Genomic DNA, 13,681 nt, shown 5'->3' with positions numbered 1-13,681 from the left:
GGTCCCGTTCCGAACCCGGAAGCTAAGCCCCATCGCGCCGAGAGTACTGCGGGGTCAGCCCGTGGGAGGCCAGGGCGCCGCTGACCGGTGGACGGCACCGAGCCGTACGCTTGAACTGAGAAGGGGGAGGCCTCGCGGCCTCCCCCTTTTTGCGTATATACACGTTGTACTTCGGGATTTAGCTTCCCCGTATGCGCTCTTACTGTTTGGCTGTATTTTGAGTCCTTCTAGTGTATTTGAGCGATAATTACTCGCATTGGCGTTAGGGAGGGCTTGATGTTTACCGTATTTGTCTTGGGTAATATTGCTTCGGGTAAGTCGACTGCCTGCCGCTATTTCGAATCTCGTGGCGCTATGCTTATCGATCTGGATGAGCTTGCAAAATCTCTGTATGTGCCGGGCTCTGATATCGTCAATACTCTCGCGGATGAATTCGGTTGGGACATTTTGGATGAGGAAGGCGGCATTCGCCGCAGCATCCTCGCTTCTCGAGCTTTCGCTTCTCCTGATTCGGTCGCACGGCTCAATGGCATCGTGCATCCCGTTCTGATTGAACAGCTTTCGCTTAGGATTCTCGATCCGGTTTGTTGTACGGTTTCGTCTCCCCGTTATCCCTTTGCGGTGGTCGAGGTTTCTGCTCCGACTGGTTTTGAGGATGCATTTGGCTTGGCTGATGAAATTCTGGTCATCAGCGCCCCTTTGTCAGTTCGTCGCGAGCGCGCTATTCAACGTGGCATGGAGCCATCTGATTTCGATGCCCGTTCTGCTTGTCAGCCCGATGAGTCTGCGCTGTGCAATCTCGCTACAACGGTGATTGATAATGCCTCAGGTGATAATTCGCTCTTTGAGCAGCTTGACTCATGGCTTGCATGCCATGGGTTTATAGACACTGCGGATAAGGAGGATGCCGATGCCTAAGACACGTTTCTTTGCGTGGTATCGCCTTATGCCGCTGGCTGCCGTTTTTGTCTTCGGCCTTATCTCATTCGTTTACTCGTGTGCTCCTGCCGCTTTCTTTAAGCCGTTGTATCCGATTGACTACGAGGCGTATGTAAAGCAATCCAGTATTTCGCATAATCTGGATCCGTATCTGGTGTGCGCTGTCATTAAGTCGGAATCGAATTGGGATCCCGAGGCCGAGTCGAATCAAGGTGCTCAGGGATTGATGCAGCTGATGCCCGAGACTGCCCAGGATATGATCGCCAAGGGCCTTGTTGACGGTGACGAGTATTCGGCCGACAATCTTAACGATCCGGCTACGAATATCGAGTTTGGCTGTGCGTATCTTTCGTATCTTCTAGCGTATTTTAACGGGTCGACGGATAGCGCCATCGCCGCCTATAACGCCGGCATGGGCAATGTCGACGGATGGGCGCAGCAGGGTACGTCGCTTCATAATGCAATCACCTTTCCCGAGACGCAGGCGTATCTGATTCGTGTCAATAATGCCTGGGCTCGCTACAAGACAATCTATCCCGATCGGTTCGTATAGGACTATGCCTGCCGCCTGCGTATACTGCAGATGTATGAGTTAGGAGTATCCATGGCGGAATTTGAAGTAGAACGCGTTGGTGGTGAACTTAAGCGCTTTGGCGTTGAAGGCTCTGACGTGCCGTTTAAGGTCGTGTCTCCCTATGAGCCTGCCGGTTCCCAGCCTAAGGCCATTGAGTCGCTTGTGCAGGGCGTGAGGGACGGAGACCGCTATCAGGTTTTGCTGGGCGTGACTGGTTCGGGCAAGACCTTCACGATGGCAAAGACTATTGAGGCCCTGGGAAAGCCGACGCTGGTCATGGCTCCGAATAAAACGCTCGCCGCTCAGCTTGCGAGCGAGCTCAAAGAGTTCTTTCCCAACAACGCTGTGGTCTACTTCGTCTCGTACTACGACTACTATCAGCCCGAGGCGTATGTGCCGCAAAGCGATACATATATCGAGAAAGACTCCTCGATTAACGAAGAGGTCGAGATGCTGCGCCATCAGGCGACCGCGTCACTGCTCTCTCGACGCGATGTGATCGTTGTCGCATCGGTCTCGTGTATCTATGGCATTGGCTCTCCTGAGGACTATGCGGGTCTGGCTCCAAACGTCGACAAGAAGGTGCCGCTCGAGCGCGATGACTTTATCCATGCACTTATCGACATTCAATATGATCGCAATGACTATGACCTGGCACGCGGCACGTTCCGCGTGCGCGGCGATGTTGTCGACGTGTATCCGCCTTATGCTGAGCATCCGTTGCGGTTTGAGTTCTTTGGCGACGAGGTCGAGCTGATTGCCGAGATCGATGAGGTCACCGGTGAGATGCTTCGTGAGTACGAGGCCATCCCCGTATGGCCGGCATCGCACTACGTGACCGAGAAGCCGAAGGTCAAGGCGGCTCTGAAATCGATCAGCGAAGAGTGCGAGAAGCGCGTGGCGGAGCTCAAGGCGACCGACAAGTTGCTCGAGGCGCAGCGTCTGCAGCAGCGCACCGATTATGATCTTGAGATGCTCGAGACGATGGGCTTTTGCAACGGCATCGAGAACTACTCGCGTCATCTGGACGGTCGCAAACCGGGTGAGCCGCCGTTTACCCTAATCGATTACTTTCCCAAGGATATGCTCTGCATCATCGATGAGAGCCATGTGACGGTGCCGCAGATTCGCGGCATGCACGAAGGTGACCGCTCGCGTAAGGTGACGCTGGTGGAACACGGTTTTCGCCTGCCCTCGGCGCTCGATAACCGCCCGCTTCGTTTCGATGAGTTTGAGGCGAGGATTCCCCAGTTCATCTACGTTTCGGCAACACCGGGCGACTATGAGCTGCGGGTTAGCCAGAACGACGTTGAGCAGATTATTCGTCCGACCGGTCTGCTCGATCCCAAGATCGATGTGCGTCCGGTTCGCGGTCAGATTGACGATCTTGAGGACGAGATTCGCGAGCGCGTTGCCCGCAAGGAGCGCGTGCTGGTGACCACGTTGACCAAGCGCATGGCCGAGGACCTGACCGACCATCTGCTTGATGCGGGCATTAAGGTCAATTACATGCATTCTGATACGGCGACAATGGACCGTGTCGAGATCCTGCGAACGCTGCGCGAGGGCAAGATCGATGTTCTCGTTGGCATCAACCTGCTTCGCGAGGGCTTGGATCTTCCCGAGGTCTCACTGGTGGCAATTCTCGATGCCGATAAGGAAGGCTTCTTGCGCAACCGCCGTTCGCTGATTCAGACGATTGGCCGCGCGGCCCGTAACGCCGATGGCGAAGTCATCATGTATGCGGACGTTGTGACCGATTCGATGAAAGAGGCCATCGAAGAGACGCAGCGCCGTCGCGAGATTCAGATGGCATATAACGAAGAGCATGGCATCGTGCCCAAGACGGTGCGCAAGGCCATCAACGACATCTCAAGTTTTATTGCCGAGGCCGAAAAAACCGTGGGTTCCAAGGGACGCTCGAAGGGCGACTCTCTTGGCCATGGTGCATTCTATACGCCCGATGAGTCGGGCGAGGGCGGCGTGCCGGAAACGGTGGCGCCCGAGCAGACACTTGCGGAGCAGTTGGAAGAACTGCCGCATGACGAGCTTGTGCGGATTGTCGAAACCATGGAAGAGGATATGCGTAACGCTTCTGCCGCCATGGACTTTGAGGAGGCGGCGCGTCTGCGCGATGCCGTCGTTCAGATTCGGGCGATGCTCGAGGGCGCGTCTGAGGACGAGACGATCGAGCGCTTACGTTCACAGGCCCGCAAGGGTTCCACGTTCGCATCGGGCAGAAAACGCCAGGGTGCACGGTTTAAGAAATAGCGAACAGGCCCCGAGTTCCCTGTGGAGCTCGGGGCCTGTGTCTTTTGCGCGCTGGAATTCGTGCGTTAGAGGTCTGCGATCAGGGCTTCGGCACAACGGATGCCGTCGGTGGCCGCGCTCATGATGCCGCCGGCATATCCAGCTCCCTCACCACAAGGGTAGAGGCCCAGGGTCGACACGGCATGGCACGTTCGGTCTCGGGTGACAGTGACCGGTGAGCTTGAACGAGTCTCCACGCCGGTAAGAACGGCATCGGGGCGGTCGTAGCCTCGTAGCTTTTTTCCGAGTAGGGGAAGTCCCAGGCGGAGCGACTCGACGATATGCCGCGGCAGGGCTTCGTCAATTGCCGTCCAGGTCACACCGAGCGGATAGGTGGGCTTTACCTTTCCGGGCGCCTTGCTGACGCGTCCTGCGAGGAAATCTCCGACGAGCTGTGCCGGTGCGTTCCAGTTGGAACCGCCCAGGCGATAGGCGGCCGCCTCGCAGGCACGCTGGAGCTCGATGCCGGCGAGCGGGTCATCGTTGGGAAGGTCCTCAGGCGTGACGTTAACGAGCAGGGCGGCGTTTGCGTTGCGTCCGTCGCGGGCATTGAGGCTGGCGCCGTTGACGCACAGGTGGCCCTGCTCGGAAGAGGCGGCGACAACCTGCCCGCCAGGGCACATGCAAAACGAGAACACGCTGCGGCCGTTGGGAAGATGGGCGACGAGCTTGTAGGGGGCTGCTCCGAGGGCAGGATGTCCCGCCGAGGCTCCATATTGGGCTCGGTCGATGTCGCGCTGCGGATGCTCGATGCGAACGCCCATGGCAAAGGTCTTTTGTGCGAGGGCCACGTTGTGGTCCTTAAGGAGCTCAAAAATATCGCGAGCAGAATGCCCACAGGCGAGGATGAGGTACTTTGTTTCGATTGGCTCGTAAGCGGCGTCTTGGGACGATTGGACATCAATACCGGTGATGGCGCCAGACGCGTCGGTGCGAATGTCGACGAGCTTCGTTCGATAACGGACGACACCTCCGAGCTGCTCGATGCGCTGGGATATAGCGGTGACAACCGTGGGAAGGATGTCGGAGCCAATGTGCGGCTTGGCATCCCACAGAATATCGCGGGGCGCACCTGCCTCGACGAAGGTTTCGAGGATAAGGCGATGGGCGGGATTTTTTGTTCCCGTATTGAGCTTGCCGTCCGAGAAGGTCCCCGCGCCGCCCAGACCAAACTGAATATTGCTCTCGGGGTCGAGGATGCGCTCCTTTAGAAAGAGGTCGATCGCCTGCGAGCGGCGAAATGCCGGGTCGCCGCGCTCGATAAGCAAGGGCTTAAGACCTGCTTCGGCGAGCGTGAGCGCAGCGAAAAGGCCGGCGCATCCGGCGCCGACAACGACGGGGCGCTCTTTGGATGCGTCGGAAATGGGGGAGGGGAATGAAGGCTCATCGTCTTCTATCGCGCGTACGCGCGAGCGGTCACGTTCGGAAACGCTGTCGACCACTTCTCGCTCGAGGTGGGGACTGGTCAGCTCAACACGAAAGCTCAGGATAAAATGGACGTCTCGTTTTTTGCGAGCGTCGATTGACTTGCGGTGGAGCTCGATGGACTTGATCTCGGAGTCCTTGCAACGTAGGACGCGCTTGGCGACTCGCTTGCCAACAATGAGGCAGGCATTTTCATCGCCGGCTTCATCGAGCGAAGCGTTGACTTGGGTGATTTCGATCATCGAGGTCTCCTTAGAGGCAAGAAAGAGGCCGTCCGGTATCCCAGACGGCCCGAATGCGTTTTTGATTATAGACTGCGCGGCTACAGGCTGCTTGCAGCGCGAATGCCCGAGAGCCATGCCCACGCAAGGTTAAAGCCTCCGCAATCGGCGTCGATGTCGAGCGCTTCGCCACAGACGTAAAGCGGGGCGTCGACAACGCTGCGCGCGCGTAGACTGGGTGTTGAGATACTCTCGACAGATACGCCACCACGCGTGACCTGCGCCGAGCGCTCCTCGGCTGTTCCCTCGACGAGCAACTTAAAGTGCTTGAGGATCGAGACCAGGTGGATGACATCGTTGGAGCCTGGATGGCACTGCTCGAACGCCGTGCAGACGACGCGGGAGAGTTGCGGGGCGAGCATGCCGTCGAGCCAACGGGGATCGCGGGGCGAAAAGCCGCCGAGCAGCTCAACGCGCCGGTTGAGCATATCGAGCAGCTCGTCTTTGGAGAGGTCGGGGAAAACGTCGAGCAGGATCGTATCACCGCGCTGGATACGACGGGAGAGGTTGAAGACAGCGACGCCCGAGATGCCGAAGGCTCGAAACAGTACTTCACCGTCTTCGTGCCAGAGCTCACTATGGTTACGGGTGAGCGTCAAGCGGGCGCGGACGCGCAGACCATCCAACGTCTTGAGTGCCGCCCGATCGCCAACGACCGTTGCCGATACGGGGCAGAGGATGGGGCGCAGCGAGGTGAGGGGGAGGCCAAACGTATCGGCGATACCGGTGGGGTTGCCGCCCGTGGCGATAATTACGGCATGTGCCTCCAGGGCCTCGTTCTTGCGAGGGACATCGGCGAGCGCTTTCCGAAGCGAGCGGAGCTCCGATTTTCGGTCGTCGTGCTTCTTTGCCTTGAGTGCCCGCGCTGGACGGTCTATTTGGAGTGTCCAGCCTTCGGAAGCTTTGTGCGCCGAGGCAACGTTGGCTCCGCAGATTAAGGTGATACCTAGGCGGTCGCAAACGTTGAGAAGCGCGTCGCGCACCGATTCGGCGCGAAGGGAGCGCGGGTACAGCCGGCCTTCCTCGGAGGTTGTCATGATGCCCAGCGAGGAGAAGAAACCCATAAGCTCTTGTTCGGGCCGGGGGCCCATAACGGATTCAACGAATGCGGGGTGGTTATACCGCTGTGGATCAATCGATTCGTTGGAGAGGTTGCAGCGGCCGTTGCCGGTCGCAAGGAGCTTAAGGCCGCAGGCGACATCGCGCTCAACGATGCAGACGCTTTTGCCAGCTCGTGCGGCCGTAATGGCGGCGGCGAGGCCTGAAGCCCCGCCGCCGATTACCAGGACGTCATAGAAGGCGCTCGCGTTCACTTAGGCCTCGTCGGTCTCGTGCGGGGTAATGGCCTCGACGGCAGAGACTGCCTTGGGCAACATGCCATCGGGCAGTGCGGTCTCGACCTCGCCCTTATCGCAGGCCTCGGCGAGTGCCGGATTAATGGGAAGCTGGCCCAAGATGTCGAGGTTATAGCGCTCTGCGACCTCGGGGAGCTTGCTCTTGCCAAAGACCTCGATCTTCTTGCCGCAGTCGGGGCACTCAATATAGCTCATGTTCTCGACAATGCCCAGAATGGGGACGTTCATCTTCTCGGCCATGTTGACCGCCTTGGCGACGATCATCGAGACCAGATCCTGCGGGCTCGTGACGATGACGATGCCGTCGACGGGCAGCGACTGGAAGACGGTGAGCGCGACATCGCCTGTTCCCGGAGGCATGTCGACCAGCAGGTAGTCGATGGGGCCCCATGAGGTCTCGCTCCAGAACTGCCTAATGGCGCCTGCGATGACCGGACCGCGCCAAAGGACGGGGTCGGTCTCGTTTTGGAGCAGCAGGTTGGAGCTCATGACCTTGACGCCGTGCTCGGAGATTTCAGGCAGCATAAGGTTGCCAAGGGCATGGACGTGGCGTCCGCTCATACCGAACATCTTGGGGATGGAGGGACCGGTGATGTCGGCATCGAGGACGCCGACCTTGTGGCCGTGACGGGCAAGCTCGGTGGCGATGGCACCGGTGACAAACGACTTGCCGACACCGCCCTTGCCGGAAAGTACGGCGATGACGCGTTTGACCTCGGACAGCGTGTTCTCCTCAAATTGCGACGGCGATGTTTGTCCGCCGGCGGCCTGTGCGTGCTCGCAACCCATGTATGACTCCTTTGTATATGTTGGGGCCGGGGCCCCGTGATGTGACACGAGCGTCATTGTACCCTCGTTTGCGAGCGGGAGCCATTTACGATGCATTTGGGCCGAGCGTGCTTGCAATACGATGGGTCCAAGCGAATGGGCGGGCTTACTGAACTTTGCTGGCGAACTCGAGGTATTGCATGCGCTGCAGCTTGTCGATCGTCGAGGCGTATGGGCTGTCTTCAGATTCCAAGTCGTAGCGCAGCCCGTCGGCACCAAGGTAGCCGGCGACATTGATGGTGGGCACATCTGACCTTGTTGCAAGCAGAGCCTTTTGATAGTCGGTGAGCGGGGCGCCGATCTTATTAAGGGTAATGGCTGCAATCTCGTTTGCCCCGACGGTGTCGTAGACGTTGAGCTCGGTATTGCCGGCGATTTCATAGTTAGCCCAGACGAAATATGTCGACTGATAGATACGGAAAGCGTGGCTTGCCGTATCTTCCTGAGGGTACAGCTCGTCGTTGAGAGTCGTTGCGGCGCTCGGCTGATGGTCGCCAAAAAAGACAAGGACAACCGGTCTGCCGATATTGCGGAGCTCGTTGATAAAGTACTCGAGGTCCCGGTCGGATGCGTTGATGCAGGTAAGATAGGTGTTGAGCGCGCTATTGGCACCCTCGCTGGCTCCCTCGACCCAATAGTTTGTCAGCTCCTCGGCGGGAACGGTGCCATAGTCGTAGCCGCCGTGATTTTGCATCGTGACATCGAAGATGAACTGCGGGGCTTCGTCGGTTCTAAGCAGGTCGAGTATCTTGTCGTAGGTGGCGTAGTCGCATACGCCGGCATGGTAACAGGGCGCACCTTCGAAATCGCCGATTGAAAGAAAGTCTCCAAAGCCCAGCTGCTGATAGATTTTATCTCGATGGTAGTTGACGGGGTTTTGCGGGTGCATAGCGGTAGCGGTATACCCAAGCTCCTTAAGGTCCTTTGCCAGGCTGTTGACGCCATTCATCTGATACAGCTGATAGGGGATCTTGCCTAATCCGACAAAGGCCGTTGTCGCTCCGGTCAAAAATTCGAATTCGGAGTTTGCCGTTCCGCCACCGGTGACCGAAGCGAGCATGGTGCCGCGAACAAGTGTGTCGGGAAGCGAGTTGTAGAATGCGGGGCCGGTGTACCCGGCCGCCTGGAGCTGCTCAAAGCACGAAAGGTCGCTAAAACTCTCGTTCATGACGGCAACAATCGTCGGCTTGATTTCATTGAACTGGGCAACGGCCGCCGCGCGCTGCTCGCTCGAGCCATACGTGCTGTCGTAGGTGGCGGCGAGCTCCTGCTCGATGCTCTGCGCCTCATCGGGCGTATAGTCTTCGGGCTTCTCAATGGGCAACTCGTTGACCATTTCGGTGAACGAAGTGATAAAACCCTGAGACGCGTACGTGGTGATGGGCTGCCAACGGTCAAATCCAAAATTCAGCGCCTGCTCCAAGTCGATGTTGGAAAAGCCCGAGAGCCCCACAACGGTCACTAGCAGAAAAGCGCAGAGGTTAGCGGCGATTGCGGGGAAGACATGGGTGGGCGTACGGAGCTTTCTCGGTCGGATAAGCGAAAGAAGCCCCAGGGAAATCTCTAGCAGGGCGAGAGAGGTTACGATTCCGGCGGTAAAGGTAAACTCGTATCCCTCGCTCACTTCCATTGCGGTGCCAAGGGCCAAGATATCGCTTGGCAGGATGGCCTCGCCTTTAAACGTTATGACGAAGTGCTCGGCAATGCCAAGGATGCAACAGGCGACGGGCACGAGGGCCATGAAGCCTCCATGACGCTGTCCCAGCAAATAAAGGGAGAGCAGAACCGTCGCGAGCAGCCCGACGGAAAACCCGAATGAGTTGGCGGGAATGCGATAGAACGTTTCGTTACAGGCAATTTCGAGTGAAACGAACGAGAGCGCTGAAACAGCGGCGATGACAAGGATGTCACGGCAAATGCAGGCAACCGTTCCCGTCGCAAGATCGGTTTGGTCGATAAGTCCCGAAACCAAGGGTTCGACAAGAAGTATGACGGCGGCAGCACCGAGCGCCGAATAAGAAAGGACCCATAGGGAACTGTCCTCATTTACGAGCAATTGATTCGTAATCCATGCAGCTACCACGCCGAGCGGGATGAGGAGCGTCGCGCACCAAAAGACGCGGGCAATGGGCGGCTTTTCATTGTGTTTGATTGAAAAATACACGCGCACGACGACGGTGGCCACGATAAGGACGGCGATGAATATGGGCAGATTGGCCATGTCGCTCGAAGTGATTTCAAGGGGGATATCTTCGGTCATGGACGTTCCTCTGTTACAGCAAATTAAGTTCAGTATTAGATTACTGTAACCTTTCCATGGCATTTCGAGAAACAAAGCACCCGATACGCAAAGCTAAAGGTCTGCGAATCTTGTATTACGAACATCTGTGCGCGTCGAGTGCGCTAAACTCATCGACAGTATGATTCGATGCAATAGGAGGCAAGGAGCTTCCATGTCTGATTCTTCTATCGTTATTCGCGGCGCTCGTGAGCACAACCTCCGTGATATCGATGTTTCCATTCCGCGTGACCAACTCGTGGTCATTACCGGTCTTTCTGGCTCGGGCAAGAGTTCGCTGGCATTTGACACTATCTATGCCGAGGGCCAGCGTCGATACGTCGAGAGTCTTTCGAGCTATGCGCGCCAGTTCTTGGGCCAGATGGACAAACCCGACTTGGATTCAATCGACGGCCTTTCGCCGGCGGTGTCGATCGACCAAAAGACGACGTCTAAAAACCCTCGCTCGACGGTTGGCACCGTAACCGAGATTTATGACTATCTGCGCCTGCTGTTCGCCCGTGTGGGCACCCCGCACTGTCCCGAATGCGGCCGCGTCATTGAGCGCCAGACGACCGACCAGGTTGCCGACAAGGTCTTGGCGGCGGGGGAGGGCCGCCGCGCGTTTGTGCTGGCACCGGTGGTGCGCGGGCGAAAAGGCGAGTACACCAAACTGTTTGAGGACCTTCGCGCCGAGGGCTTTAGCCGCGTGCGTGTCGACGGTGAAGTGCGCTCGCTCGACGATCCGATCGATCTGGATAAGAAATTCAAGCACGATATCGAGGTCGTGGTCGATCGCATCGTGATCCGTGAGAATTCTCTGGGCCGTATCGCCGAGTCTGTTGAGCAGGCGACCGCGCTGGCTCACGGCAATGTAAACGTGTACATGCTGCCCGATCGTGATGCTCCCGAGGGGACCGAGGGCGAGCTTCTGGAGTATTCGTTGGCCTTGGCGTGCCCGGAGCATGGACACTCCATTGACGATCTTCAGCCGCGTGATTTTTCGTTTAACGCTCCCTATGGCGCATGTCCTGAGTGCGACGGCCTGGGCTTTAAGAAAACCGTTGATGCCGAGGCGCTGATCGAGGACCCCTCGAAGTCCATTGCCGACGGAGTCTTTGGTAGCCTGTTTGGCAATTCGAACTACTATCCGCAGATTTTTGCTGCGGTCTGCAAACACTTTAAGGTGAGCGCCGATACGCCGTGGGAGGACTTGCCCCCTCGCGTGCGTCGTGCATTCTTGGATGGCCTGGGCGATACGAAGATCTCGGTCGACTACCAAAAGCTCGACGGACGTCGCAGCCAGTGGGATACCAAGTTTTCGGGCGTTCGCAACATCCTGTACGAACGCTATACCGAGACGACGAACGAGAACACCAAGGCGCGCCTGGAGAAGTACATTCGCGAGGAGCCGTGCTCGACTTGCCACGGCGCTCGTTTGCGCCCTGAGATGCTCGCCGTCACCGTGGGCGGCAAGTCCATTTACGAAGTTTGTTGCCTGTCGTGCCGTGAATCGCTCGAGTTTTTTGAGGGCCTGGAACTCACCGAGCGCCAACAGTTTATCGGCGGCCGTATCGTCAAGGAAATTCTGGAGCGCCTGCGTTTTCTGGTCGATGTTGGACTCGACTATCTGACACTCGATCGCGCCTCGGCGACGCTTTCCGGTGGCGAGGCACAGCGTATTCGCTTGGCAACGCAGATCGGCGCGGGTCTCATGGGCGTGCTCTATATTCTGGACGAGCCCTCGATCGGTCTTCATCAGCGTGACAACGAGCGCCTGATCAAGACGCTCGAGCGCCTGCGCGATATCGGCAATACCGTTATCGTTGTCGAACACGACGAGGATACAATCCGTGCCGCCGACTACGTGATCGACATGGGGCCCGGCGCCGGTGTCAACGGCGGACACGTAGTCGCGGCGGGAACGCCTGCTGATATCATGGCGTGTCCTGAGTCGATGACGGGCGCTTATCTGACCGGCAAACGAATGATTCGGGTGCCTGATGAACGGCGCAAGCCCGGTCGCGGCTGCCTTAAAATTACGGGCGCTCGAGCCAACAACCTCAAAAACGTTACCGCCAAGATCGAGTTTGGTACGCTTACGGTTGTTACCGGCGTGTCGGGATCGGGTAAGAGCTCCCTGGTTACCGACACCATTGCGCCTGCCCTTACGAATGCTATTCACCGTTCGACGCGCCCTGTGGGTCCGTATAAAAAAATCGAGGGCATCGAGTGTATCGATAAGGTTATTGATATCGACCAGTCGCCGATTGGCCGCACGCCGCGTTCCAACCCTGCTACCTATATCGGCCTGTGGGATGATCTTCGCGCGCTGTTTGCGAGTACGCCGGAGTCGAAGGCGCGCGGCTACTTGCCGGGTCGTTTCTCCTTTAATGTGAGTGGCGGGCGCTGCGAGGCGTGCAAGGGCGACGGGCAGATCAAGATCGAGATGCACTTCCTTCCCGATATCTACGTTCCCTGCGAAGTTTGCGGCGGTAAACGCTACAACCGCGAGACACTCGAGGTCACCTACCGTGGCAAGACCATCTCGGACGTACTTGACATGAGCGTGGCCGAGGCACTGGCTTTCTTTGGGAATATCCCGCAGATCAAGCGAAAGCTCCAGACGCTGTACGATGTAGGCTTGGGCTACGTGAGCCTGGGCCAGCCCGCCACGACGCTCTCGGGCGGCGAGGCGCAGCGTGTGAAACTCGCCAAGGAGCTTCATCGACGCCAGACGGGCAAGACGTTCTATATTTTGGACGAGCCGACGACTGGCCTTCATTTTGAGGACGTCCGCCAGCTGCTCGATGTGCTGCAGCGCTTGGTCGATGCGGGCAACACGGTGCTGGTGATTGAACACAACCTTGATGTCATCAAGGTTGCCGACCGCCTGATCGATATGGGTCCCGAGGGCGGTAACGGCGGCGGAACCGTCGTGGTTTCGGGCACACCGGAGCAGGTTGCGGACTGTCCGCAGAGTTATACGGGCAAGTTTTTGGCGCCGTTGCTCAGGCGTGACCGGGAGCGTCAGGCTCAACTTGATGCTCAATAAATAGGCGATTCAGTTTATGGGCGCCATCGACTCCTTGTGATTCGATGGCGCTTGCTGTGCCGAAGTGACGTATGCAGCCGAATTGGACATATACTTAATCCTTACGTCCGAATGCGAGGGAAAGGATATGTCATGGCAAAGGCTGTAAAGACGCCAAAAACCAATGCGATGCGCGAGCTGGAAAGCGCCGGCATTTCCTATGTTCTACATACGTACGAAGACGATGGTGATGAGTCGGTGGGCCTGGGTGTCGCGATTTCGGAGCAGCTTGGCGAGGAGCCCGGTCAAGGATTTAAGACTTTGGTCTGCGTGACACCGTCCAACGACCATGTCGTGTGCTGTATCCCTGTTGCCGACGAGCTCGATCTAAAGTCCGCCGCGCGTGCCGCGGGGGAGAAGTCCTTGGCCATGATGCATGTGAAGGATTTGCTTGCGGCGACTGGCTACGTTCGCGGCGGCTGCAGCCCGGTCGGTATGAAAAAACGCTACCGGACGCTCATTGATGAGACATGTGTCCTTTGGGATACCATTTTTATTTCGGGAGGCAAGCGTGGTTATCAGCTCGAGCTTGCACCCGATGATTTAATTGCATTTTGCGGGGCGACGGTTGCCGCGATTACGAGAGAGGACTGAGCG

Annotated in this window: 9 protein-coding genes and 1 rRNA gene; 6 read left to right on the top strand and 4 right to left on the bottom strand. The window is 57.7% G+C overall.

Annotated elements, in window-relative coordinates; genetic code table 11:
- The 4 genes from rrf to uvrB all read left to right on the top strand — a co-directional run.
- A 5S ribosomal RNA gene (gene rrf / locus AAAX75_RS01380) occupies nt 1-86 on the top strand; the annotation flags it as partial.
- Between the two features lie 190 nt (nt 87-276).
- Nucleotides 277-918 (top strand): dephospho-CoA kinase, encoded by a 642-nt coding sequence (coaE, locus tag AAAX75_RS01375; protein WP_349090849.1) that lies wholly within the window; start codon nt 277-279, stop codon nt 916-918.
- Nucleotides 911-1,492 carry a lytic transglycosylase domain-containing protein gene (locus tag AAAX75_RS01370; RefSeq protein ID WP_349090848.1) on the top strand — a complete coding sequence of 194 codons (582 nt, stop codon included), beginning with the start codon at nt 911-913 and terminating at the stop codon, nt 1,490-1,492. Before coaE ends, AAAX75_RS01370 begins: the two co-directional genes overlap by 8 nt.
- Before the next feature lie 51 nt (nt 1,493-1,543).
- Nucleotides 1,544-3,784: an excinuclease ABC subunit UvrB gene (uvrB, locus tag AAAX75_RS01365; RefSeq protein WP_035138903.1), complete on the top strand. Its 2,241-nt coding sequence runs from the start codon at nt 1,544-1,546 to the stop codon at nt 3,782-3,784.
- 65 nt (nt 3,785-3,849) lie between these two features.
- Here the strand turns inward: uvrB and AAAX75_RS01360 are convergent, their stop codons facing one another.
- The 4 genes from AAAX75_RS01360 to AAAX75_RS01345 all read right to left on the bottom strand — a co-directional run bounded on the left by AAAX75_RS01360 (nt 3,850) and on the right by AAAX75_RS01345 (nt 9,972).
- On the bottom strand, nt 3,850-5,490 hold the full coding sequence (locus AAAX75_RS01360) for an FAD-dependent protein (protein ID WP_349090847.1): 1,641 nt from the start codon (nt 5,488-5,490) through the stop codon (nt 3,850-3,852).
- 80 nt (nt 5,491-5,570) lie between these two features.
- Nucleotides 5,571-6,842 (bottom strand): NAD(P)/FAD-dependent oxidoreductase, encoded by a 1,272-nt coding sequence (locus AAAX75_RS01355; RefSeq protein WP_271748699.1) that lies wholly within the window; start codon nt 6,840-6,842, stop codon nt 5,571-5,573.
- Complete coding sequence (locus tag AAAX75_RS01350; protein WP_022094864.1) at nt 6,843-7,673, bottom strand: Mrp/NBP35 family ATP-binding protein; 831 nt, start codon at nt 7,671-7,673, stop codon at nt 6,843-6,845.
- A gap of 145 nt (nt 7,674-7,818) precedes the next feature.
- Nucleotides 7,819-9,972, bottom strand: a complete 2,154-nt coding sequence (locus AAAX75_RS01345) for an LTA synthase family protein (RefSeq protein ID WP_349090846.1) — start codon at nt 9,970-9,972, stop codon at nt 7,819-7,821.
- 193 nt (nt 9,973-10,165) lie between these two features.
- On the opposite strand from AAAX75_RS01345, the gene uvrA reads away from it, so the two are divergent.
- The gene (gene uvrA / locus AAAX75_RS01340; protein ID WP_349090845.1) at nt 10,166-13,045 is read left to right on the top strand and encodes an excinuclease ABC subunit UvrA; all 2,880 of its coding nucleotides are present in this window, start codon (nt 10,166-10,168) and stop codon (nt 13,043-13,045) included.
- A gap of 132 nt (nt 13,046-13,177) precedes the next feature.
- A complete protein-coding gene (gene ybaK / locus AAAX75_RS01335; protein WP_349090844.1) occupies nt 13,178-13,678 on the top strand; it encodes a Cys-tRNA(Pro) deacylase in 501 nt (166 codons plus the stop codon).
- The last annotated feature ends 3 nt before the right edge of the window (nt 13,679-13,681 follow it).

The sequence above is a fragment of the Collinsella sp. CLA-ER-H7 genome, assembly GCF_040092345.1.
Taxonomy (GTDB): Bacteria; Actinomycetota; Coriobacteriia; order Coriobacteriales; family Coriobacteriaceae; genus Collinsella.
This window is presented reverse-complemented; position numbering and strand designations above follow the sequence as displayed.

Coding starts and splice junctions, on each gene's coding strand:
- uvrA (WP_349090845.1), top strand. CDS start 10,166: ATGTCTGATTCTTCTATCGTTATTCGCGGCGCTCGTGAGCACAACCTC.
- uvrB (WP_035138903.1), top strand. CDS start 1,544: ATGGCGGAATTTGAAGTAGAACGCGTTGGTGGTGAACTTAAGCGCTTT.
- ybaK (WP_349090844.1), top strand. CDS start 13,178: ATGGCAAAGGCTGTAAAGACGCCAAAAACCAATGCGATGCGCGAGCTG.
- AAAX75_RS01370 (WP_349090848.1), top strand. CDS start 911: ATGCCTAAGACACGTTTCTTTGCGTGGTATCGCCTTATGCCGCTGGCT.
- AAAX75_RS01360 (WP_349090847.1), bottom strand. CDS start 5,490: ATGATCGAAATCACCCAAGTCAACGCTTCGCTCGATGAAGCCGGCGAT.
- AAAX75_RS01345 (WP_349090846.1), bottom strand. CDS start 9,972: ATGACCGAAGATATCCCCCTTGAAATCACTTCGAGCGACATGGCCAAT.
- coaE (WP_349090849.1), top strand. CDS start 277: ATGTTTACCGTATTTGTCTTGGGTAATATTGCTTCGGGTAAGTCGACT.
- AAAX75_RS01350 (WP_022094864.1), bottom strand. CDS start 7,673: ATGGGTTGCGAGCACGCACAGGCCGCCGGCGGACAAACATCGCCGTCG.